Below are 23,764 nucleotides of genomic sequence, written 5' to 3' on the forward strand. Positions count from 1 at the left end.
AAGAACCACCGTTGAGACGTCACCATCTACGGAGTCCCCGTGTCGCTGCCACCCCTGGTCGAGCCAGCTGCTGAGCTCACCGTTGACGAGGTTCGTCGGTACTCCCGCCACCTGATCATCCCGGATGTGGGGATGGACGGCCAGAAGCGCCTGAAGAACGCCAAGGTGCTGGCCGTGGGCGCGGGCGGCCTCGGCTCGCCCGCCCTCATGTACCTGGCCGCGGCCGGCGTCGGCACGCTCGGCATCGTGGAGTTCGACGAGGTCGACGAGTCGAACCTGCAGCGCCAGATCATCCACAGCCAGGCGGACATCGGCCGTTCCAAGGCCGCGTCGGCCCGCGACAGCGTGCTGGGCATCAACCCGTACGTGAACGTGGTCCTCCACGAAGAGCGGCTCGAAGCCGAGAACGTGATGGAGATCTTCAGCCAGTACGACCTCATCGTCGACGGCACGGACAACTTCGCCACGCGCTACCTGGTCAACGACGCCTGCGTGCTGCTGAACAAGCCGTACGTGTGGGGCTCGATCTACCGCTTCGACGGCCAGGCCTCGGTCTTCTGGTCCGAGCACGGCCCGTGCTACCGCTGCCTGTACCCGGAGCCCCCGCCGCCGGGCATGGTCCCGAGCTGCGCCGAGGGCGGCGTACTGGGCGTGCTGTGCGCGTCCATCGGGTCCATCCAGGTCAACGAGGCGATCAAGCTCCTGGCGGGCATCGGCGAGCCGCTGGTCGGCCGTCTGATGATCTACGACGCCCTGGAGATGCAGTACCGCCAGGTCAAGGTCCGCAAGGACCCCGACTGCGCGGTCTGCGGCGAGAACCCGACCGTCACCGAGCTCATCGACTACGAGGCCTTCTGCGGCGTCGTGTCGGAGGAGGCCCAGGAGGCGGCCGCCGGCTCGACGATCACTCCCAAGCAGCTCAAGGAGTGGATCGACGACGGCGAGAACATCGAGATCATCGACGTCCGCGAGATCAACGAGTACGAGATCGTCTCGATCCCCGGCGCGAAGCTGATCCCCAAGGGCGAGTTCCTGATGGGCACCGCCCTCCAGGACCTCCCGCAGGACAAGCGCATCGTCTTGCACTGCAAGACGGGTGTCCGCAGTGCGGAAGTCCTCGCGGTGCTGAAGGCCGCGGGCTTCGCGGACGCGGTCCACGTCGGTGGCGGCGTCATCGGCTGGGTCCACCAGATCGAGCCGGACAAGCCGATCTACTAGCAGCCGCCGAAGGGGCCGTACTCCGCTGGGAGTACGGCCCCTTCGGCGTGCCGGGCCCGGCGCGGGGGTCAGACGGGGGAGCCGGTCGGGGGCGCCGTCGGGCTCCCGGTCGGGTCCGCCTTGGCGGTGCAGACGGTTCCGGCGGCGGGCGTCTTCCCCTCGATCAGGTAGGCGTTGACCGCGTCCTGCACGCAGGTGTCGCCGCTGTTGTACGCGCCGTGCCCCTCGCCCTTGTAGGTGAGCTCCACACCCACGCCGGGGCCGAGCCGCTCGACCATGCGGCGGGCGCCCTCGTACGGGGTCGCCGGGTCGCCGGTGTTGCCGATCACCAGGATCGGGGCGGACCCCGGGGCGGAGACGTCCGGGGTCTCCCAGGCGCCCGCGACCGGCCAGCCGGTGCAGCTCATCATCGCCCAGCCGAGGAAGTCGCCGAAGACCGGCGAGGCCGCACGGAAGGCCGGCAGCTTGGCCTTGGTCTGCGCCAGGGTGTACCGGTCCTTGGAGTCGGCGCAGTTGATGGCGGTGTTCGCGGCGCCGATGTTGCTGTAGCGGCCGTCCTGGTCGCGGCCGTTGAGGGCGTCGGAGAGGGCGAGCAGCAGCTGGCCCTGCCCGCCTTCGGCCTCGTCGAGGCCCTGCTCCAGCAGCGGCCACAGCTCCTTGGAGTACAGGGCCTGCGCGATGCCGTTGGTCGCCTGGCCCTCGGTGAGCTGCCGGTCGCCGATGCCCGCGATGGGCTTGGCGGCCAGGTCCTTCTGGAGCTTGATGATGTTGGCCTCGATCTCCTTGGCGGTGCTGCCCTGGAGCTTGCACTCGTCGCCGCGGTCCACGCAGTCCTGGGCGAAGTTGCCGAGGGCGAGCTGGAAGCCCTTCGCCTGGCCGAGCGCGCCCTCCTCGGAGGTCTTGGTCGGATCCACGACGGCGTCGAAGACGGCCCGCCCGACGTTCTTCGGGAAGAGGTGGGCGTAGACCCCGCCGAGCTCGGTGCCGTAGGAGATGCCGAAGTAGTTCAGCTTCTCGTCGCCGAGGGCCTGGCGGATGCGGTCCAGGTCGCGGGCGGCGTTGGAGGTGCCGACGTGGGGGAGGAGCTCGTCGGAGTTCTTCTCGCAGGCCTCCCGGTAGGTCCGGATGTTGTCGACGAAGCCCTGCTCCTCCTCCGGGGTGTCCGGGGTGGAGTCCTCGGCGTAGTACGCGTCCAGTTGCTTGTCGTCCTCGCAGCGGACGGGGGCGCTGCGGCCGACCCCGCGGGGGTCGAAGCTGACCAGGTCGTACCGGGCGCGCAGGGCCTCGTACTCCTTGGCGGCGCCGGGCAGGGTGGTGATGCCGGAGCCGCCGGGGCCGCCGAAGTTGAAGACGAGGGAGCCGAGGCGGTTCTTCTGGTCGCGGGCCTTGGCGCGGATCAGGGCGATCGGGAGGGTCTCGCCCTCGGGCTTCGCGTAGTCAAGGGGGACGTCGAGGGTGGCGCACTGCCAGTCCTTGGGCGGGGCCTGGCCGCCGCCCTCCAGGGGGCTGGGGGCCGGGCACTCGCCCCACTCGAGGGGCTTGGCCTCCTTGGCGCCGTCGGCCTTCGTCTTCTTCCCGTCGCCGTCGTCGGAGCAGCCGGCGGAGGCGAGCAGGGTGGCGGCCAGGGCGGTGGCGGCGGTGACCCGCCAGACGTTTCTCGGCATACCCCCATCCTGGGCGCCCCCCGTCGCCCCCGCCCCCGCGCTGACCCGAACGTGTCCCCACCGCCCCGGCTGCGCCGAAGCCGAACCCAGCCCTCTGCCCCGCCTCGGCTGCGCCGGCGCCAAAGTCAGCCCCTCCGGCGTTTGAGGAGCGGGGTCTGGGGCGGAGCCCCGGGGGCTCGGGCGGAGTCCGGGCCGTCAGGGCGGTCGGGCCCCGCCAGGAACCCGCGCGACCGGCCGGAGGCGCCAGGCGGAGCCCCAGAGGGTCGGGCGGAGTCCGAGCCGTGGTGGAGCAGCGGGGCCAGGCCAGGGAACCGTGCGCCCGAGCCGGAGGCTAGATGGCTTCCTTGCGGGTCAAGAAGTTGAACGCCACCCACCCCGGCAGCACCGGCAGCCAGAAGGTCATCGTGCGGAACAGCAGCACCGCCGAGAAGGCGACGTCCGACTGCAGGCCCACCGCCACCAGGCCCACCGTCAGCGTGGTCTCCACCGCCCCGATGCCGCCCGGCGTCGGCGCCGCCGACCCCAGCGCGTTCCCCGCGAGGAACACCACCGCGATGCTGGCGTAGCTGATGGCCTCGCCACCCCCGAACGCCCGGATCGACGCGTCCAGGCACATCACGAAGCAGCCCGTCAGCAGCAGCATCCCGCCGATGCCCGTCACCAGCTTCTGCGGCCGCTGGAGCACGTCCAGCATGCGCGGCACGACCCCGGCGAACAGCGCCCGTACCCGCGTCACGACGAACTTCCGCATGAACGGGACCGCCGTCACCACCAGCACCAGCACCGCCACCGTCAGCAGACCCGCGATGACCGTCCGGGACGGGGTCATCTCCGGGGTCTTCTCCGTCCCCGTCAGGTAGCCGAAGGACAGCAGCAGCAGGATGTGGCTCGCCAGCCCGAACAGCTGCGAGGCGCCCACGCTCGCGACCGCGAGCCCAGGCCGGACCCCCGCCCGCTGCAGGAACCGCGTGTTCAGCGCGACACCGCCCACCGCCGCCGGAGCCACCAGCTTCACGAAGGACCCGGCCACCTGCGCGACCACCGTCCGCAGGAACGACACCCGCTCCGGCACGAAGCCCAGCAGGCTCATCGCCGCCGCGAGGTAGCTCAGCGCCGAGAAGGCCAGCGCCGCCCCGACCCAGCCCCACTCGGCCTCGCCGATGATGGTCGCGAAGTCCACGTGGGCGAGCTGCGTCAGCAGGAAGTACGCACCGAAGGCGCCCGCGATGAACGACACCAGCGTGCGCGGCCGGATCCGCTCCAGCCGGGCCGGCTCCACCGGCGCCTGCGGGCGGATCAGCAGCACCTGCTGGCGGATCTGGCTCAGCAGGTCCTCCTCCCGGGCCCCGTCCAGCGCGTCGTCCAGCGCCTTCTTCTCGGCCTTGCGGTCCGCGGCGGGGCTGGTGGCAGAGGCGTCCGCCCCGCGCGCCGCCTTCGCCGCCCGCGAGGACTCCAGCACGGCCTCCCGCTCCCGGTCCGCCCGCTCCCGGGCCAGCTTGCGCAGCGTGGCCCGGGTGGAACGGCTCAGCGCGATCGGCTGGAGCAGCGGCAGGCAGTCCGCCACCGCGTCCGGGCCGAGCACCGAGACCGCCGAGGCCACCGCGCGCTCCGCGCCGACCCGCAGGCCGAGCGTGGTGAGCAGCTGGGCGATGTCCATCCGGAGCACCAGGTCGCCCGCCGCGATCTCGCCGCCGCGCAGGTCGGTCAGGATCACCGTGCCGGAACGATCCACCACCAGGGCGTCCCCGGTCAGCCGGCGGTGCGCGATCCGACGCGACTGCAGGGCCCGCACCTGCTCCCAGGCGTTGCGGCTCAGCTCGTCGGTGATCTCCTCGTCGGAGAGGGAGTCCAGGCTCCGGCCGCCCAGGTGCTCGTACACGAGCATCACGGCGTCCGGGCCGAGCTCGGAGGTGGCGATCAGCTTCGGCGCGTTCGCCCCGGCCGCGATGGCGGCGTACGCGAGCAGCGCTTCCTGCTCCAGCGCCTGCCGCAGCGACTGCAGGCTGCGCCGGGTGGTGATGCCGCGCAGGGTGAGCCGGCGCCAGACCCGGTAGAAGAAGCCCTGGGCCTGCTGCTCGCGGTCGACGACGGTGACGTCGAGCGGCGGGCCGTCCTCCAGGGTGACGTGGTAGCGCCGTCCCCGGTCGCTGACCTCGGAGGCCTCCGGGCCGCCCTCGGTGACATCGGCGCGCATCGCGCTGACCGGCCGGAAGCCGACCCGGCGCAGTCCCGCGAGGAGGGTCTTGCCGGTGGGCCGCACATTGGGCGAGCCGACGGCGTACAGGGTCCCGTACGCGACGCTCCAGCCGATCAGCACGGTGAGGATGATCGAGAACGGCGTGGTGTAGCCGCTGACCAGCATCGTGAACGCGTCGAGGAGCAGGACCACCCACAGCGCGACGCGCCAGTGCGGCCGGCGGGTCATCCCGACGGCGCACATGTACGCGATCACGGGCGCGAGGTAGCCGTGCACCGGATCGGTGAGCGCGCCGCCGGCCCCGGCGGACCGGGTGAGGGCTTCCTGGATCGTGCTCGGGGCGGCTTGGGAGACCCACAGGTCGGTGGCGAGGGTGACCCCGTGCGCGAGGACCGCCGCGAGCACGCCGTCGGCGATGCGCAGGCCGTCGCGTTTGATCAGCCGTTCGATGGCGAAGGCGACGGGGAGCAGCAGCACCGCGATGCTCGACACCAGCGCGGCGACCTTGATCAGCAGGTCGGGCGCCTGGCCGGTGCCCTTGTTGATGTCCTCCTCCAGGCCGACGGTGGTGCCGTGGGCGAAGGCGGCGATGGCGAGGACGACGGCGATGCCGAGGATGCCGACGAGCAGGCGTACGAGGTCGGACGGGCGGTGTACGCGAGCGGCGAGCAGCGGTTCGTCGACCTCCACCTGGTCGGCGCCGGTGGAGGCGTGCCCGTGCGGACCCTCCGGCTCCGCTCCGTCGGCGGGTCCGCCGTCGGAGGGCCCGGTGCCGGAGGTTCCGTTCCCGGACGTTCCGCTGCCGGACGGTGGTGCGGGCCGGGGGGCGGGGCCGTCGTCTGGGCGCGTCGCGTCGTCGTCCGCCGCCGCGCCGTCCGGAGGGCTCACACCCTGCTCCTTCGTCGTCACTTCCGTCTCTTCTTGATCACGTATCACCAGTCACCGCCCGCAAGATGGTGGCACGGACCGACCTGCCAGCGGGGCATCAGGGTGCGCGCCGGTACGGAACCTTGTCTTCCGGCGCCCGGCCGCCGCAGTGCTGCACCATGGGCCGAATGAGCGAGGAGCTGCCCGCCTACGCGGAGCACGTGCTGGAGGTGGCCGAGCGTATTCCGCCCGGCCGGGTGATGACGTACGGAGACGTCGCCGAATGGCTCGGCGAGGGCGGACCCCGCCAAGTCGGCCGCGTCATGGCCCTGTACGGAGGGGCCGTGCCCTGGTGGCGCGTGGTGCGCGCGGACGGCGTACCGCTGCCCGGCAGCGAGCGCCGCGCCCTGGGGCACTACCGGGCGGAGGCCACCCCGCTGCGCCTGACGGCCGGCGGCGAGCCGCGGCTCGACATGCGCCGGGCACGCTGGGACGGCGGCGAAGAGCGCGACGGGGACCGCGACGAGGCTCACACCTGACAGCTTCGGCCATGCGGGGCCCGGGCGGGCGGTCGAGCGCCCGCGCGAAGGCCCGTCCGGGGGACGGAGACGGACTGCGCGGGGTCGGCCGGTTGCCGTAGCGTTGCCTCTTCCGCTCCGGCCGCCGCCGCCGCGGTGCCACCCGAAGACCCACCAGGACCGGCAGCTCACGTGATCACCTCTCCTTCCGACCGCACCGAACGGCGGCGTACGCGGACCCCTGACGCGTACCGCCTGGTGCGCACCGGGCCGGAACGGGTGGACCCCCCTGTGCTGGACGCAGCGCAGCGCGCGGTGGTTGATCACACCGGCGGACCACTGCTGGTGCTGGCCGGACCGGGCACCGGGAAGACGACCACCCTGGTCGAGGCCGTCGCCGCCCGGGTGGAAGCGGGTACGGACCCCGCGCGGATCCTCATCCTCACCTTCAGCCGCAAGGCGGCCGTGGAACTGCGCGACCGGGCCGCCCTGCGGCTCGGCGGCGCGCGGGCTCCGCAGGCGACCACCTTCCACTCCTTCTGCTACGGGCTCGTCCGCGCCCACCAGGACACCGACCTGTTCGCCGATCCGCTGCGGCTGCTGTCCGGCCCGGAGCAGGACGTGATGGTCCGCACCCTGCTGGAGGGCCAGCGCCGGATCCGCTCCATCCGCTGGCCGGACGACCTGCGGGCCGCGCTGACCACGCGCGGCTTCGCGGACGAGGTCCGCGCCGTCCTGGCCCGCGCCCGCGAGCTGGGCCTCGGCCCGTCCGCGCTCGACTCCTTCGCGACCCGGATCGGCCGGCCCGACTGGAAGGCGGCCGCGGCGTTCCTCTCCGAGTACCTGGACGTCCTGGACCTGCAGGGCACGCTGGACTACGCGGAACTCCTGCACCGTGCGGTCCTCCTGGCGGAAGGCACCCCCGCCCTGTCCTCCTCCTACGACGCGATCTTCGTGGACGAGTACCAGGACACGGACGCCTCCCAGCTGCGGCTGCTGCGCGCGCTGAACGGCCCCGCCGGGACGCTGGTCGCCTTCGGCGACCCGGACCAGTCGATCTACGCCTTCCGGGGCGCGGACATCAACAACGTGCTGGACTTCGAGTCGGCGTTCCCGGGCGCGGCGGTCAAGGCCCTGACGGTGGGCCGCCGCTCGGGCGCGGCCCTCCTGGCGGCGACCCGCCTCCTGACGGCCCGCATGCCCCTGCCCCGCCTCCCCGCGGCGGCGGTCCGCGCGCACCGGGGCCTCCAGGCCACGCGGGAGGGCGGCCGGGTGGAGGTGTACACCTACCCCACGGCCGGGGCCGAGCTGGACAACATCGCCGACATCCTGCGCCGGGCCCACCTCGAGGACGGCGTGCCCTGGCAGGACATGGCGGTCCTGGTCCGCGCGGGCGGCCGCACCCTCCCGTCGATGCGGCGCGCCCTGATCACGGCGGGCGTCCCGGTCGAAACCGACGGCACGGACACCCCCCCCCGCCACGAACCGGCGGTGGCCCCCCTCCTGACGGCCCTCCGCACAGCCGCCACAGCCGCCGCCCCCCCCCAGCTGCCCGCCCCCCGCCACGGCGCCCCCGCCGCCCTGCCCCCCTCCACGCCCGCGTTCCCCCCGACCGACCCCGCAGCGCCGGCCCCCGCCGACCTCCCGCCGACGACCGCCGCCGCGACGCCCGCGCCCGGCGCCGCGACGCCCGCGCCCGGCGTCGGCACGGGCGTGCCCGGTGACCCGGACGGCCGGGTCGTACCCGACCCCGCCGATGCCGCCGCCCCGGCGGACGGAGCCGATCCGGCGGGCCCCGCGGCGCCGGGGCGCGGCGAGCCGTCGGTGGGCGCCGCCGCGGCAGCGGCCGGCGTGGGCGCCGCAGGCGGCGGTGTGAGCGAGCTTGCTCGCAACTCCGGGGCGGGCGGGCGGGGAACATCCCCCGGCCCCGATGCCGAGTCCGGACCCGCACGACCCGGCGACCCCGGCTTTGCCGAGTCCCAGCCCGCCGCAGGCGACCCCGCTGGCGACCCCGGCTCCGCCGAGCCCCGTACCGCCGAGCCCGCCGCAGGCGACCCCGCGGGCGACCCCGTCGACCAGGTCGGGATCGGGGTCGAGGCTGCCATCGAGCTGCTCGGCTCGCCGCTCGGCGGGATGGACGCCGCCGACCTGCGCCGCCTCGGCCGGGCCCTCCGCGAGGAGGAGCGCGCCGCCGGCGTCAAGGTGCCCGCGCCCTCCGACGTGCTGCTCGCGCGCGCCCTGGCGGAGCCGGAACGGCTCACCGCCCACGACCCCGCCTACGCCCGCGGAGCGCAGCGCCTCGGCCTCCTCCTGCGCAAGGCCCGCGAGCTCCTCCAGGGCGGCGGCACCGCGGAAGAGGCCCTGTGGACCCTGTGGGACGGCACCCCCTGGCCCCAGCGGCTCGAGCGCTCCGCCCGCCGCGGCGGCGCGGCCGGCCGCAACGCCGACCGCGATCTCGACGCCGTCTGCGCCCTCTTCGACACCGCCGCCCGCGCCGAGGACCGCACCGGCGGCCGCGGCGCCCTCAACTTCCTCGAACAACTGGAGGCGGAGGACATCGCCGCCGACACGTTGACGACCCGCGCCGCCCGCCCCGACGCGGTCCGGCTGATGACCGCCCACCGCTCCAAGGGCCTGGAGTGGTCCCTGGTCGTCGTGGCCGGCGTACAGGAGGGCCTGTGGCCCGACCTCCGCCGCCGCGGCTCCCTCCTCGAGGCCGACCGCATCGGCCGCGACGGCCTCGCCGAGCCCCTCACCCCCGGCGCGCTCCTCGCCGAGGAGCGCCGGCTCTTCTACGTCGCCGCCACCCGCGCCCGCGACCGCCTCGTCGTCACCGCCGTCAAGGCCCCGGCCGAGGACGGCGACCAGCCCTCCCGCTTCCTCACCGAACTCGGCGTCACCCCGAAGGACGTCACCGGCCGCCCCCGCCGCCCCCTCGCCGTCCCGGCCCTCGTCGCCGAACTGCGCGCCACCACCGTCGACCCCGACGCCTCGCCCGCCCTGCGCGACGCGGCCGCCCGGCGTCTCGCCCGCCTCGCCGCGCTCACCGACGACGAGGACCGCCCGCTGGTCCCCGCCGCGCACCCGCAGCGCTGGTGGGGGCTGTACGAGCCCACCCGCAGCAGCGTCCCGCTGCGCGACCGGGAGCGGCCCGTCGCGCTGTCCGGCAGCGCCCTGGACCAGCTCGCCAACACCTGCTCGCTCCAGTGGTTCCTCGGCCGCGAGGTCAAGGCCGACGCCCCCTCCACCGCCGCCCAGGGGTTCGGCAACGTCGTCCACGTCCTCGCCGACGAGGTCGCCTCCGGCCGCACCCCCGCCGACCTGGCCGTGCTCATGGAGCGCCTCGACTCCGTCTGGGACGCCCTCGCCTTCGACGCGCCCTGGAAGTCGGCCCAGGAGAAGGAGAACGCCCGCGCCGCCCTCGAGCGCTTCCTGCGCTGGCACACCACCGACCGCGGCGGCCGGGCGGCCGTGGCCACCGAGCACGAGTTCGACGTCACGCTCGAAGCGGGCGAGCACACCGTCCGGATCCGGGGCTCCATGGACCGCGTCGAAGCGGACCCGCAGGGGCGCGCGTACGTCGTCGACTTCAAGACCGGCAAGTCCGCCCCCACCAGGGACGAGGTCGCCCGCCACCCGCAGCTCGCCGTCTACCAGCTGGCCGTGCGCGAAGGCGCCGTCGACGAGGTCTTCGACGGCCTGCGCCCCGCCGGCGGCGGCGCCGAACTCGTCCAGCTGCGCCAGGGCGCGCCCAAGAAGGAGGGCGGCGACCAGGTACCGAAGGTCCAGGGTCAGCAGCCGCTCGACGGCGAGTGGGTCGGCGACCTGCTGGCCACCGCCGCCGGCCGGGTGCTGGACGAGCGCTTCGCGCCCGCCGCGGGCAAGCACTGCGACCACTGCTCCTTCCGCAGCTCGTGCAGCGCCCGCCCGGAGGGCCGCCAGACCGTGGAGTGAGCCGTACCGCCGCGTGCGCCGGACGCCGTGCCCGCCGGACGCCGAGCGATCCGGACGCCGTGCCCGCCGGACCGACGCGCGATCGGGCCCCCCGCCGACCCGCCGGGTGAGCAGAATCACCGCGCCGGCCGGGCCGCCGCGCCGGCCCGGCCGGCCCTCGCGCGCCGGACCGCCGCGCGAGGCGGGCCCGCCCCCCGGCCCGCCCGCCGGCTGAGACCGCGCCCGGACCGGAGTGTCGGTGGGGGCGGCTAGCCTTTTGAGGTGTCCGCGCGTCCGTCCGTCCTCACCGACCCCGAGCAGCTCAAAGAGCTCCTCGGCATCCCCTTCACGCCCGAGCAGCTGGCCTGCGCCACCGCACCGCCCGCCCCCCAGGTGATCGTCGCGGGCGCCGGCTCCGGCAAGACCACCGTCATGGCCGCCCGCGTGGTCTGGCTGGTGGGCACCGGCGCCGTCGCGCCCGAGCAGGTCCTCGGCCTGACCTTCACCAACAAGGCCGCCGGAGAGCTGTCCGAGCGCGTACGCACGGCCCTCGCGCGGGCCGGCATCACCGACCCTGACCCCTCACCCGCCGAGGCCGAATCGGCCGGCGGCGAGCCGCGCATCTCCACGTACCACGCCTTCGCCGGGCAGCTCCTCAAGGACCACGGCCTGCGCATCGGCCTGGAGCCCAGCTCCCGCCTCCTCGCCGACGCGACCCGCTTCCAGCTCGCCGCCAAGGTGCTGCGCGAGGCCCCCGGCCCCTACCCCTCGCTCACCAAATCCCTCCCCGACCTGGTCAGCGACCTGCTCGCGCTCGACGCGGAGCTCTCCGAGCACCTGGTCGAGCCGGCGCGCCTGCGGGCGTACGACACCGAGCTGCTGGACACGCTCGCCGACACCAAGCTCACCAACGACGACCTGCGCAAGGTTCCCGAGGCCGTGCGCGGCCGCCTCGAACTGCTGGAGCTCGTCGCCCGCTACCGCGCCGCCAAACGCTCCCGCGACCTCTTCGACTTCAGCGACCAGATAGCCCTCTCCGCGCAGCTCGCCACCACCCGGCCCGAGGTCGGGGCGCTGCTGCGCGAGGAGTTCCGGGTGGTCCTGCTCGACGAGTACCAGGACACCTCCGTCGCGCAGCGGCTGCTGCTGTCCGGGCTGTTCGGGGGAGGCACCGGGCACGCGGTGACCGCCGTGGGCGACCCCTGCCAGGCCATCTACGGCTGGCGCGGCGCCTCCGTGGCCAACCTCGACGACTTCCCCGCGCACTTCCCGCAGGCCGACGGCGCCCCCGCCACCCGCCTCTCGCTCAGCGAGAACCGGCGCAGCGGCGGCCGCCTGCTCGACCTGGCCAACGGGCTCGCCGCACCGCTGCGCGCCATGCACGAGGGGGTGGAGGCGCTGCGCCCGGCTCCCGGCGCCGAGCGCTCCGGCTTCGTGCGGTGCGCCCTGCTGGAGACCCATGCCGAGGAACTGGAGTGGCTCGGGGACTCCGTCGCGCACCTGGTCCGCACCGGGACCGAGCCGGGCGAGATCGCCGTGCTGTGCCGGTCCGCCGGGGACTTCGCGCGGATCCAGGCCGTGCTGGTGGCCCGGGACGTGCCCGTGGAGGTCGTCGGCCTGTCCGGGCTGCTGCACCTGCCGGAGGTCGCGGACCTCGTCGCCGTCTGCGAGGTGCTCCAGGACCCGGGCGCCAACGCCGCGCTGGTCCGGCTGCTCATCGGCCCGCGCTGGCGGATCGGCGCGCGCGACCTGGCCCTGCTGGGCCGCCGGGCCCGCCTGCTCGTCGGCCGCGCGCCGTCCGACGCGGACGCGGCGGACCCGGACGAGCGGCTCGCGGCGGCCGTCGAGGGCGTGGACCCGGCGGAGGTCGTGTCGCTGGCCGACGCCCTGGAGACCTTCCTGGACGGGGCGGGCCGGTCCGACGACGGGCTCCCCTTCTCCGCCGAGGCCCGGGTCCGCTTCGCGCACCTCGCGCAGGAGCTGCGCGACCTGCGGCGCTCCCTCTCCGACCCCCTGATGGACGTCCTGCACCGGATCCTGTCCGCGACGGGCCTCGAGGTGGAGCTCTCGGCCTCCCCGCACGCACTGGCGGCCCGCCGCCGGGAGACCCTGTCGAACTTCATGGACGTGGCCGCGGGCTTCGCCGCCCTGGACGGCGAGGCGACCCTGCTGGCCTTCCTCGCCTTCCTGCGGACGGCGGCCCAGTACGAGAAGGGCCTGGACCACGCCCTGCCGGGCGGGGAGAACACGGTGAAGGTGCTGACCGCCCACAAGTCCAAGGGCCTGGAGTGGGACGTGGTCGTCGTCCCCGACCTGTGCGCCGGGGCCTTCCCGAAGGAGCGGGCGCCGGAGGCCTGGACCTCGTACGCGAAGGTGCTCCCGTACGCGCTGCGCGGCGACGCGCCGACGCTGCCGGCGGACCCGGCCTGGACCTCGGCCGGGCTCAAGTCCTTCAAGGCGGCCCTGAAGGACCACAAGTCCGTGGAGGAACTGCGCCTCGGCTACGTGACCTTCACCCGCCCCCGCTCCCTCCTCCTGGCCTCGGGCCACTGGTGGGGCCCGACCCAGAAGAAGCGCCGCGGCCCCTCCGCCTTCCTGACCGGGCTGTACGAGCACTGCGCGGCCGGCGCCGGGGAGATCGAGGCCTGGGCGGACGAGCCGGAACCGGACGCGGAGAACCCGGCCCTGTCCGCCGAAGCCGCCAAGGACCACTCCTGGCCGCTTCCCCTCGACCCCGGCTCGCTGGCGCTCCGCCGCTCGGCGGCCGCCCTGGTGCAGTCCTACCTGGCGGCCCCGCCCCCGCCCGAGCGGGCCCGGCCGGAGGAGGACGAGGCCTACCTCTGGCCCCCGGACTGCGAGGACCCGTCCTACGAGGACGAACCCTGGCCGGACGACGAGGACTGGCCGCAGCCGGACCCCGCGCCGCCGGCCGAACCCCGGCCGACGGGCCCGGCGCCGGCCCCGTACGACCACGGCGACCTCTGGCCCGGAGCGGACCCGGCGGAGCCCCGCCCCACCCCGGCGCACCCGCCTGCCCCGGGCGGGGCGGGGGGCAGCGCCCGGTACGACGAAGACCTCTGGCCGCAGGACGCCCCGCCCGCCGCCCGCCCGGCCCCGCCCGCCGCCCGCCCGGCTCCCGACGGCGCCCGGCCCGCCCCCGGCGGAACCGGCGGCCCGGTCCTGTCCGCCGGGCCGCCGCTCCTGCCCGAGGAGGCGCGGGCCGTCGCCTCCTGGGACCGGGACCTCGACGCCCTGGAGGGCGAGCTCCGCCGTGCCCGCGCGGCGGTCCGCGACGTCGAACTCCCCCCCGCCCTGTCGGCCGGCCAGCTGCTCCGGCTCGCCGCCGACGAGCAGGGCTTCGCCCGCGACCTCGCCCGCCCCATGCCCAAGCCCCCGCAGCCCGCCGCCCGCCAGGGCACCCGGTTCCACGCCTGGGTCGAGTCCCGCTTCGACGAACTCCCGCTCCCGCTGCTCGACGTGCTCGACCCCGCCACCGAGCTGCCCGGCTCCGACCAGGAGGTCGCCGACGAGGCGGACCTCGACTCCCTCAAGGCCGCCTTCGAGCGCAGCGAGTACGCGGACCGGCCGCCCCACCGCATGGAGGCCCCGGTCCAGCTCACCCTCGCCGGCCGCGTCATCCGCGGCCGGATCGACGCCGTCTACCGCACGGACACCGGCTACGAGATCGTCGACTGGAAGACCGGCCGCACCACCGAGGCCGACCCGCTCCAGCTCGCCGTCTACCGCCTGGCCTGGGCGGAAGCCACCGGCACCCCGCTCGAGCAGGTCACCGCCGCCTTCCTGCACGTCCGCAGCGGCCGTGTGATCCGCCCCCGCGACCTCCCCGACCGGGCCCGTCTTGAGCGGATCCTCCAAGGCACATCGGGCACCGACAGTGACCATCAGGTGGACGGCTAGGCTCGGGGCCATGAGCGACACCCCGCCGGACAGCGTCGTCCGCACGTACATCGACACCCACCGCGCCGCCTTCCTCGCCGACCTCGCCGAGTGGCTGCGCATCCCCTCCGTCTCGGTGCAGCCCGAGCACGCGGGCGACGTGCGCCGCAGCGCCGAATGGCTCGCGGCGAAGCTCAAGGAGACCGGCTTCCCGGTCGCCGAGGTCTGGGAGACCGCGGGCGCCCCGGCCGTGTTCGCGCACTGGCCGAGCGAGGACCCGGACGCGCCCACCGTCCTCGTGTACGGGCACCACGACGTGCAGCCCGCCGCCCTCGCCGACGGCTGGCACTCCGACCCGTTCGAGCCGGTCATCCGCGACGGCCGCATGTACGGGCGCGGCGCCGCCGACGACAAGGGGCAGGTGTTCTTCCACACCCTGGGCGTACGGGCGCACCTGGCGGCCACCGGCGCCGCCGCCCCCGCCGTGAACCTCAAGCTCCTCGTCGAGGGCGAGGAGGAGTCCGGCTCCCCGAACTTCCGCGCGCTCGTCGAGGCCCGCGCGGCCGAGCTCGCCGCCGACGTCGTGATCGTCTCCGACACCGGCATGTGGTCCGAGACCACCCCCACGGTGTGCACCGGCATGCGCGGCGTCGCCGACTGCGAGATCGACTTCCACGGCCCGGACCAGGACATCCACTCCGGAGCCTTCGGCGGGGCCGTGCCGAACCCGGCCGCCGTCGCCGCCCGGCTGGTCGCGGCCCTGCACGACGACGAGGGGCGGGTGACGATCCCCGGCTTCTACGAGGGCATCGCCGAGCTCACCGACGCCGAGCGCGCGCTGATCGCCGAGCTCCCGTTCGACGAGTCCGAGTGGCTGCGCACGGCCAAGTCCCACGCGGCCGCCGGCGAGGCCGGGTACTCCACCCTGGAGCGTGTCTGGGCCCGCCCGACGGCCGAGGTCAACGGCATCGGCGGCGGCTACCAGGGCCCCGGCGGCAAGACGATCGTGCCCGCCTCCGCCCACCTGAAGCTGTCGTTCCGCCTGGTGTCGGGGCAGGACCCGTACGAGGTCGAGGCGGCCGTCCGGGACTGGGTCGCGGCCCGCGTCCCGGACGGGATCCGCCACTGCATCACCTTCGGCGCACCGACCCGCCCGTGCCTGACCCCGCTGGACCACCCGGCGCTGCAGTCGGTCGTACGGGCGATGGGCCGCGCCTTCGGCCAGAAGATCCGCTTCACCCGCGAGGGCGGCTCGGGGCCGGCGGCCGACCTCCAGGACGTCCTGGGCGCGCCCGTCCTCTTCCTCGGCATCTCCGTGCCGTCCGACGGCTGGCACTCGCCGAACGAGAAGGTCGAGCTGGACCTCCTCCTCAAGGGCGTCGAGACGACCGCCTACCTCTGGGGCGATCTGGCCGCGTCCCACCGCACATCCGCCTGACGCCCACCTGCCTGTCCCACCACCGGGGGAGTTGGAAGTACCCGTGAGCATCCATACCGAGCGTCCGATCTCGCTGACCGCGCCCAGCGGAATCGACCGTGTCGCACACCACCGCCTCGACGAGGCCTGGCTGGCCGCCGCCTGGAGCCACCCGACGACCCGCGTCTTCGTCGTCTCCGGCGGCCAGGTGCTGATCGACGACACCCCCGACGGGGGCACGGGCATCGTGATGACCCCGGCCTTCGAGGCCCCGGTCACCGAGACGCACCGCTACTTCCTGGGGACCGACGAGGACGGCGTACGGTACTTCGCGCTGCAGAAGGACGCGCTGCCGGGCCGCATGGACCAGTCGGCCCGCGCGGCCGGCCTGCGCGAGGCCGGACTGCTGCTGTCGCCGCGCGACGCGGGGCTCATGGTGCACGCGGTGGCGCTGGAGAACTGGCAGCGGATGCACCGCTTCTGCTCCCGCTGCGGCGAGCGCACGGTGGTCGCGGCCGCCGGGCACATCCGCCGCTGCCCGGGCTGCGGCGCGGAGCACTACCCGCGTACCGACCCGGCCGTGATCATGCTGGTCACGGACGACCAGGACCGTGCCCTGCTGGGCCGCCAGGTGCACTGGCCGGAGGGCCGCTTCTCCACCCTGGCCGGCTTCGTGGAGCCGGGCGAGTCGATCGAGCAGTCCGTCGTGCGCGAGGTGTGGGAGGAGGCGGGCGTCCGGGTCGGCGAGGTCGAGTACGTGGCCAGCCAGCCCTGGCCGTTCCCGTACAGCCTGATGCTGGGCTTCACGGCCCGCGCCACCAGCTACGAGATCACGGTGGACGGCGAGGAGATCGAGGAGGCCCGCTGGTTCTCCCGCGAGGACCTGCGCACGGCGATCGAATCGGGCGAGGTCGTCCCCCCGGCGGGAGGCATCTCCATCGCCGCCCGCCTGGTGGAGCTCTGGTACGGCCAGCCCCTGCCCAAGCCCGGCCCCACCACCTGAGGCCAGGGCGGGCCCGCGAGGCCCGGCCCGGCCCGCAGACGGCAGAAGGCCCCCGCCGGGGCGGGGGCCTTCTGTGATGGGGAGGCGATCAGACGGCGAGGGCCTGCTTGACCTGGGCCAGGCTCGGGTTCGTCATGACGGACTCGTGGCCCGCGGAGGACTTCACGAGGACCGTGGGAACCGTCTGGTTGCCGCCGTTGGCCTTCTCCACGAACGCCGCGGACTCCGGGTCGAGCTCGATGTTGATCTCGTTGTACGCGATGCCTTCCCGGTCCAGCTGGGTCTTCAGCCGGCGGCAGTAGCCGCACCAGGTCGTGCTGTACATCGTGACGGTGCCCGTGTCCTGCATGCTGCGCTCTCCTTCGTGGGGGCTCGGTGGTCCGAGTACTCGAACGTACGGGGTCGCCCGACCATTCCCGTGCGCTCCTGCCGGTAAGTACTACGGACGCCGGGAGCCTGTGGACAGGTTTCCCGCCCGACCCACGAGACCTGGCAGCATGGCGGGGTGACACCAGCAACGCACACCTCATCCTTCGCCGGCCCCGTCGACTCGGCCGACGCGGTGCTCCTGGGCCTGGACCCGGAGCAGCGCGAGGTCGCGACGACCCTGCGCGGACCGGTGTGCGTGCTGGCGGGAGCCGGCACCGGCAAGACCCGCGCGATCACCCACCGCATCGCCTACGGGGTCCAGTCCGGCCAGCTCATGCCGGCCAGTGTGCTGGCCGTCACCTTCACCAACCGGGCCGCGGGGGAGATGCGCGGCCGGCTGCGCGGACTCGGCGCGGGCGGGGTCCAGGCCCGGACCTTCCACTCCGCCGCCCTGCGCCAGCTCCAGTACTTCTGGCCCAAGGCGGTCGGCGGGGACGTGCCCCGGCTGCTGGAGCGCAAGATCCAGTTCGTGGCCGAGGCGGGCGCGCGCTGCCGCATCCGCCTCGACCGCGGTGAGCTGCGCGATGTCACCGGCGAGATCGAGTGGGCCAAGGTCACCCAGACCGTGCCCGCCGACTATCCGGCGGCCGCCCTCAAGGCGGGCCGCGAGGCACCGCGCGACCTGGCCGAGATCGCCCAGATCTACGGGACGTACGAGCAGCTCAAGCGCGACCGCGGCATGATCGACTTTGAGGACGTGCTGCTCCTGACCGTCGGCATCCTCCAGGACCGCCACGACATCGCCGAGCAGATCCGCGCCCAGTACCAGCACTTCGTCGTCGACGAGTACCAGGACGTCAGCCCCCTCCAGCAGCGGCTGCTGGACCTGTGGCTCGGCGAGCGCGACAGCCTGTGCGTCGTCGGCGACGCCAGCCAGACGATCTACTCCTTCACCGGCGCCACCCCCGACCACCTGCTGAACTTCCGCACCCGCTACCCGCAGGCCACGGTGGTCAAGCTGGTCCGCGACTACCGGTCCACCCCCCAGGTGGTCCACCTCGCCAACGGACTCCTGAACCAGGCCCGGGGCCGGGCCGCCGAGCACCGGCTCGAGCTGGTCTCGCAGCGCGAGGCCGGTCCCGACCCGGTGTACGCGGAGTACCCGGACGAGCCCGCCGAGGCCGAGGGCGTCGCCCACCGGATCCGCGACCTGATCGCGGCGGGCGTCCCGGCCGGCGAGATCGCCGTGCTGTACCGGATCAACGCCCAGTCCGAGGTCTACGAGCAGGCCCTCGCCGACGCCGGGGTGCCGTACCAGCTGCGCGGAGCCGAGCGGTTCTTCGAGCGGCAGGAGGTCCAGAAGGCGCTCCTCGCGCTGCGCGGGGCCGCCCGGTCCGGCGGGAACGACCCCCTGCTCGACGATGTCGTCGAGCTCGGCTCCCAGGTCCGCGCCGTGCTCAGCTCCACCGGCTGGACCGCCGAGCCGCCCGCCGGATCCGGCGCCGTGCGCGACCAGTGGGAGTCGCTGGCCGCGCTGGTCCGGCTCGCCGAGGACTTCGCCCGCGCCCGGCCGGGCGCCACCCTGGCGGACCTGACGGTCGAGCTGGAGGAGCGCAAGGCCGCCCAGCACGCCCCGACCGTCCAGGGCGTCACCCTGGCCTCGCTGCACGCGGCGAAGGGCCTGGAGTGGGACGCCGTGTTCCTCGTGGGCCTCACCGACGGCATGATGCCGATCACCTACGCCAAGACCGACGAGCAGGTCGAGGAGGAGCGCCGGCTGCTCTACGTCGGCGTAACCCGGGCCCGGCTGCACCTGGGCCTCTCCTGGGGCCTCTCCCGGGCTCCGGGCGGCCGGGCCTCCCGACGGCCCAGCCGCTTCCTGAACGGCCTGCGGCCGGGCTCCACGGCTCCGGGAAACGGGCCGGGCGGCGCGGCCGAGCGGCCGGCCGCCCGCAAACGCGGCCGCCGGGGCCCGGTGCTGTGCCGGGTCTGCGGCAAGACCCTGACCGAGGCCGGCGAGCTGAAGCTGATGCGCTGCGAGGACTGCCCGTCCGACATGGACGAAGGGCTCTACGAGCGGCTGCGCGAGTGGCGCGCGGTCCAGTCGAAGGAGCAGGGCCTGCCCGCCTACTGCGTCTTCACGGACAAGACGCTGATGGCGATCGCGGAGGCCGCGCCCTCCGAGGGCGGCGAGCTCTCGATGATCTCCGGGGTGGGTGGACGGAAGCTCGAGCGGTACGGAGCCGACGTGTTGGCCATCTGCGCAGGTCAGGAGCCTGGGGCCGTGGAGTCTGACGACGCGTAGAAACTTGTCGGAAAAATAGTTTGCACATGCCCGGCGAATCCCCATAGGTTCTTAGCAACGGAAACGGTGGCTTCTCCGAAGCCCTGGATCCGTGCTGTACTTATCCGAATACGCATGGGACGGGCCTCCGGGCCCCGTCCCCGAGACGCCGAGAGGAGGCGAAACCAGTGATCAGCTTCATGACCTTCACCAAAATGACCGATCGCTCGGTCGACGCTTCCTGCCTGCTCGGTTCCGTCTCTCTCCGGGGTACCGGTCTGTCCGCGATCCCCGCGGCCATTCCGGCCCTCCTGGCGACCCTTCCGGTCAGCGAGCGCAATGAGCGACCGACCCAGGCACCGGTGGCAGTACTGGCAGCAGAAGCCCAGGCGTACGGCGCCTACGGCTCCGCCGCCGCGGCCGGTGCCGCCGGTGCCGGATTCAAGCGCCAGACGAAGCAGACCAAGCAGACGAAGCAGCACCACCTGATGTGGGCCTACCGCGGGCTCGAACCCTGGAGTGATCCAGCCTGATCGCATGATCTGGCCGGCGCCTTCAGGGCCGCGGAACCCCACCCGGGATCCGCGGCCCTTCTGTTTGTCCCCGAACGGGGGCGACACAGCGAAGGGGCCACGGGGCTGGCGGAGCCAGTCGGTGTGAGGACAGCCCAGCCGAACCCGGCCGACCGGCCGGAACGACTAGCCGAACAAGACGAGGAAGAAACCACCGTGCAACTTGAAGCGCACGCCCCGTCCGTACCGCAGACCCGAACGATCTCCCCGCCCGCAGTCCCGGAGGACCACACCTTGACCCCGCTCACGGCGCTCACCGCGCTCGACGACGCCATCGAGAACCTCGGCGTACCCGTTCCCTGCCGCACCTTCGACCCCGAGGTCTTCTTCGCCGAGTCCCCGGCCGACGTCGAGTACGCCAAGTCCCTGTGCCGGACCTGCCCGCTGGTCGAGGCCTGCCTCGCCGGGGCGACCGAGCGCCGCGAGCCCTGGGGTGTCTGGGGCGGCGAGCTCTTCGTCCAGGGTGTCGTCGTCGCCCGGAAGCGGCCGCGCGGTCGCCCGCGCAAGAACCCGGTTGTCGCGGCATGACCGCCACCGGAACCATCGACCGCCCCCTCACGCACGACCCCCTGAAGCAGGCCCTCATGACCGCCCACTCCACGAGCGAGCAGCCCCACGGCGCCGCCCACGCAGACTTCATCACCACCGGCGCGATCACCTCGCGTCAGAACAGGACCCGCGAAATGCAACTCATCCCAGAAGCCCTGGCTCGTGCCCATATGGACGACCGCATGCGCGAGGCGGACGCCGAGCGTCACGCCCTGCGCCTGGTCGCCGCCCGCCGCATGCAGCGGCGAGCCGAGCGCGTCTCGCTGCGCGCCCGCCGCGCGCTGGCCATGGCCGTCATGCAGTAAGAGGCATGCCATAGCAGGCATGCCCTGGCCGGTATCCGGCAAGAGCAGAACACCAGTCCCGGGGGGACCGGTCCGAACGGACCGGTCCCCCCGGTGCGTTGCGAGGGGCTCTCCACCCGCACGGCGATATCGTCTGGAGGTGGACCAGCCGACTCCCCACCCCGCCCAGCCGGGCCCCGAGAACCAGCCCGTCGTCTGCGCACGCTGCGGTGCCCGGTCTCCCGACGGCGCCCCGATCACCTGGACCTGCTCGGTGGAGAACGGGACCAGGCAGTACTTCTGCGTCGACTGCGCGCGCGCCCATCTCCGGTCGATCGAGGGCAGGCTCGACTCCTCCTGGTGGTGACGCCAGGTCAGGACGGCGCCGACGTCGTGTCGGCGCCGCCGCCCGTCACCGCGCGGGAGCGAACCCCGGCAGCCAGGTGTCCAGTTCGTCACGCAGCCGTACCGTGGCGCCCAGCTGGCACAGCACCCCGATGGTGCTGAGCGTCACCCGGTGGATCAGCAGGTACGAGGGCGGCAGGTTGATCTGCCGGCCCAACTGGTGTGCGGGGGAGCGGGGATCGGCGATCCGGGCCGCCTGGCCGCGCAGCCAGGGGCGCGTGAAGGTGAACTCCTCGGCCTCGGCGGGCTCGATGATCGGCTTCAGGTAGTCCAGCACCGCGTCGGGGTCCAATTCGATGGACTCCTTCACGAACCCCTCGCCGCACAGGTGCCCGTAGACGCCCTCGGCATCACCGTCCAGCGTCATCCGCAGAGACCTGCCGATGGGCTTGGGCCAGCCGCCGGGCAGCCGGTCCACGGTGCCGAAGTCCAGGACGCCCAGCTGCATCCGGCCGTCCTCGCCCGATATCAGCCGGAAGTTGCCCGGGTGCGGGTCCGCGTGGAGCAGCCCGGTGCGCGCCGGCCCGGAGAAGAGGAACCGGGCCAGGAGCTGTCCGGCGCGGTCGCGCTCCTCCTGCGTGCCGTCGGCTATCACCTCCGACAGCGGCCTCCCCTCCAGCCACTCGGTCACCAGCACCTGGTCGCCCTGGTGGACGACGTCCGGCACGACGACGTCGGGGTCGTCGAGGAACGCGTCCGCGTGCGTCCGCTGGGCCTCGGCCTCGAGCTCGTAGTCGAGCTCCTCCGAAACCCGGTCGCGCAGCTCCTTGATCAGCGGCTTGATCTCCATGCCCGGGATCAGCGGGCCCAGCAGCCCCGCGAAGCGGCTCAGCTGCTTCAAGTCCGACAGGAGCGCCTCACCGGCTCCCGGGTACTGCACCTTGACCGCCACCTGCCGGCCGTCGTGCCACACCGCCCGGTGCACCTGCCCGATCGAGGCCGCCGCGGCCGGCTTGTCCTCGAACTCCTCGAACAGGTCGCGCCAGTCCGCGCCCAACCGGTCCGCGAGCACCTGGTGCACGGTGGCCGCGGGCAGCGGCGGGGCCGCCTCCTGGAGCTTGGTCAGCGCGGCCCGGTAGGGCCCCGCCACCTCCTCCGGCAGGGCGGACTCGAAGACCGACAGGGCCTGCCCGAACTTCATGGCACCGCCCTTCAGTTCCCCGAGCGTGCGGAACAGCTGCTCGGCGGTGCGCTGCTGGAGCTCGCGCGCCACGATCTCCGCCGACTTGCCGCCGATCCGCTTGCCCAGCCCCCAGGTGGCCCGACCCGCGATGCCCAGCGGCAGCGCGGCCAGCTTGACGGTGCGGGTGACCGCCTTCCGGGGAAGATCAGACATATGCCCCTCCATGTCCCAGACAGCTGCGCCGCAAGCGGCGGTTCGGGGAGACCCCCTCCAACCCACGCATCCTGTCATGGCCCTACCGGCGGGTCCGCTCCCGATCCTCCCCCGGCGCCCCGCACCACCGCGGGGCGTCCGGCGCCCGCTCCGCAAGGACAGTCGGGATGGGGCAGCAGCGAGCTGTGCTCCCAGTGGAGCCCCGGGAGGGCGGCCTCCCAGCGGGACGCGGTGGAGGCGGGCAGTTCGCCGTCGAGGAAGGACAGGGCATGGGCCGCGGCCAGCCCCGCCACCGCCGTGGACAGCCCCAGGTCGCAGGCGGCGCCCGTCCGCCGGCGGTGGGCGGACCGCCACTGCACCAGCATCCTCGGCCAGGCCGGATCCCGGTCCACGCGGTCGCGCTCCATGCACCCGGCGCACGCGGTAGCCCCGGGCAGCACCAGCGGCCCCACCAGCCCGGTGCCCTCCAGCACCCCCGCGTACAGGTGCGGGATCCCGGTGGCGACCCAGGGGGCCGCGGTGTCCGGATCCGGGGCCCAGGCGTGCAGCCCGTCCCGCGGCGCGACCACCACCAGGGCGAGCCCCGGCCGCGGACCCTCGCCTTCCCCGGCCCGCGGGGCCCGCCCCGGCGCCGACTCGCGCACCAGCCCGCCCGCCGCTTCGGCCCGCAGCCGGCCCACGCTCCCGGGCTCGAGCCCGCCCGGAGCCACGTCCCCCGGCTCGACCCGGCCGCCGTCGAGCACCTCGACCCCGCCCACGCCGGCTCCCGCCAGGACGGAGGCGATCAGGGCTCCCACCCGGCCGCTCCCGCGCACCTGGACCCGTATCGCCCGGCGCGCGGCGATGCCCCTCAAGTCCCCGCCCGGTTCGCGGTGCACCAGGGAGAGCGAGCCCAGATCGGGGGCCAGCCGCTCCAGGGTCTCCGGCCGCCCCCGCACGGCCTGGGCCCGCGGGCCGCCCGCCGTGGCGTCGTCGATCAGCCCCGCCCCGGCCAGCCGCCGGACCAGCTCGTCCGCCTGGCCGTCCGGCAGTCCCATCCCCGAGGCCTCGGCCCGCAGCAGCTCCATCCGCCGCGTCCCGTCGATCCGGTCGATGAACGCGCCCGTCGCCGTGTCGACCGGGCCGAGCACCACCGCGTGGGCGGGGGTCACCCCGAACTGCACCGTCTGCAGGTCCCGCCACGCCCGTGCCAGCGCCGGCTTCACCTTCGGATACATGGTTCCGTCCCCCTCGATTCCCCGGGCGGCGCTC

16 protein-coding genes are annotated in these 23,764 nt (G+C 74.2%); 11 read left to right on the plus strand and 5 right to left on the minus strand.

Annotated elements, in window-relative coordinates; translation table 11 throughout:
• Positions 1–39: 39 nt before the first annotated feature.
• On the plus strand, positions 40–1,218 hold the full coding sequence (gene moeZ, locus BGK67_RS22890) for an adenylyltransferase/sulfurtransferase MoeZ (protein WP_069921834.1): 1,179 nt from the start codon (positions 40–42) through the stop codon (positions 1,216–1,218).
• A gap of 68 nt (positions 1,219–1,286) precedes the next feature.
• Here the strand turns inward: moeZ and BGK67_RS22895 are convergent, their stop codons facing one another.
• Together BGK67_RS22895 and BGK67_RS22900 are read right to left on the minus strand one after the other, a co-directional pair.
• Positions 1,287–2,882 (minus strand): alpha/beta hydrolase, encoded by a 1,596-nt coding sequence (locus BGK67_RS22895; protein WP_069921835.1) that lies wholly within the window; start codon positions 2,880–2,882, stop codon positions 1,287–1,289.
• A gap of 331 nt (positions 2,883–3,213) precedes the next feature.
• The gene (locus BGK67_RS22900) at positions 3,214–5,988 is read right to left on the minus strand and encodes a lysylphosphatidylglycerol synthase transmembrane domain-containing protein (protein WP_432215470.1); all 2,775 of its coding nucleotides are present in this window, start codon (positions 5,986–5,988) and stop codon (positions 3,214–3,216) included.
• Positions 5,989–6,134: 146 nt separating this feature from the next.
• On the opposite strand from BGK67_RS22900, the gene BGK67_RS22905 reads away from it, so the two are divergent.
• From BGK67_RS22905 to nudC, 5 genes are all read left to right on the plus strand, one after another.
• Positions 6,135–6,485, plus strand: coding sequence for an MGMT family protein (locus BGK67_RS22905; protein WP_432215471.1), 351 nt, complete (start codon positions 6,135–6,137; stop codon positions 6,483–6,485).
• A gap of 237 nt (positions 6,486–6,722) precedes the next feature.
• Positions 6,723–10,418, plus strand: coding sequence for an ATP-dependent helicase (locus BGK67_RS22910; RefSeq protein WP_432215523.1), 3,696 nt, complete (start codon positions 6,723–6,725; stop codon positions 10,416–10,418).
• A 261-nt stretch (positions 10,419–10,679) separates the two neighbouring features.
• The gene (locus BGK67_RS22915; protein ID WP_069921838.1) at positions 10,680–14,315 is read left to right on the plus strand and encodes a UvrD-helicase domain-containing protein; all 3,636 of its coding nucleotides are present in this window, start codon (positions 10,680–10,682) and stop codon (positions 14,313–14,315) included.
• 10 nt (positions 14,316–14,325) lie between these two features.
• Positions 14,326–15,732, plus strand: coding sequence for a dipeptidase (locus tag BGK67_RS22920; RefSeq protein WP_069921839.1), 1,407 nt, complete (start codon positions 14,326–14,328; stop codon positions 15,730–15,732).
• A 31-nt stretch (positions 15,733–15,763) separates the two neighbouring features.
• Entirely contained in the window at positions 15,764–16,714 is a 951-nt protein-coding gene (gene nudC / locus BGK67_RS22925; protein ID WP_069921840.1) for an NAD(+) diphosphatase, read from the plus strand.
• 88 nt (positions 16,715–16,802) lie between these two features.
• Here nudC and BGK67_RS22930 read toward each other — a convergent pair whose 3' ends face one another.
• On the minus strand, positions 16,803–17,063 hold the full coding sequence (locus BGK67_RS22930; RefSeq protein WP_069921841.1) for a mycoredoxin: 261 nt from the start codon (positions 17,061–17,063) through the stop codon (positions 16,803–16,805).
• Positions 17,064–17,219: 156 nt separating this feature from the next.
• Here BGK67_RS22930 and BGK67_RS22935 point away from each other — a divergent pair, with 156 nt between their 5' ends.
• From BGK67_RS22935 to BGK67_RS22955, 5 genes are all read left to right on the plus strand, one after another.
• Positions 17,220–19,388, plus strand: coding sequence for an ATP-dependent DNA helicase UvrD2 (locus tag BGK67_RS22935; protein WP_069921842.1), 2,169 nt, complete (start codon positions 17,220–17,222; stop codon positions 19,386–19,388).
• A gap of 167 nt (positions 19,389–19,555) precedes the next feature.
• Entirely contained in the window at positions 19,556–19,900 is a 345-nt protein-coding gene (locus BGK67_RS22940) for a hypothetical protein (protein WP_079154331.1), read from the plus strand.
• 195 nt (positions 19,901–20,095) lie between these two features.
• On the plus strand, positions 20,096–20,467 hold the full coding sequence (locus tag BGK67_RS22945; RefSeq protein ID WP_069921843.1) for a WhiB family transcriptional regulator: 372 nt from the start codon (positions 20,096–20,098) through the stop codon (positions 20,465–20,467).
• On the plus strand, positions 20,464–20,793 hold the full coding sequence (locus tag BGK67_RS22950; RefSeq protein WP_069921844.1) for a hypothetical protein: 330 nt from the start codon (positions 20,464–20,466) through the stop codon (positions 20,791–20,793). Before BGK67_RS22945 ends, BGK67_RS22950 begins: the two co-directional genes overlap by 4 nt.
• Positions 20,794–20,932: 139 nt before the next feature.
• Positions 20,933–21,139, plus strand: a complete 207-nt coding sequence (locus BGK67_RS22955; RefSeq protein ID WP_069921845.1) for an ADP-ribosylation factor GTPase-activating family protein — start codon at positions 20,933–20,935, stop codon at positions 21,137–21,139.
• Positions 21,140–21,184: 45 nt separating this feature from the next.
• On the opposite strand, the gene BGK67_RS22960 is transcribed toward BGK67_RS22955, so the two are convergent.
• Both BGK67_RS22960 and BGK67_RS22965 read right to left on the minus strand, forming a co-directional pair.
• Positions 21,185–22,513: an ABC1 kinase family protein gene (locus tag BGK67_RS22960; protein ID WP_069921846.1), complete on the minus strand. Its 1,329-nt coding sequence runs from the start codon at positions 22,511–22,513 to the stop codon at positions 21,185–21,187.
• A 74-nt stretch (positions 22,514–22,587) separates the two neighbouring features.
• Positions 22,588–23,730, minus strand: a complete 1,143-nt coding sequence (locus BGK67_RS22965; RefSeq protein ID WP_069921847.1) for a ThiF family adenylyltransferase — start codon at positions 23,728–23,730, stop codon at positions 22,588–22,590.
• Between the last annotated feature and the right edge of the window lie 34 nt (positions 23,731–23,764).

This window comes from Streptomyces subrutilus (assembly GCF_001746425.1).
Taxonomy (GTDB): domain Bacteria; phylum Actinomycetota; class Actinomycetes; order Streptomycetales; family Streptomycetaceae; genus Streptomyces; species Streptomyces subrutilus_A.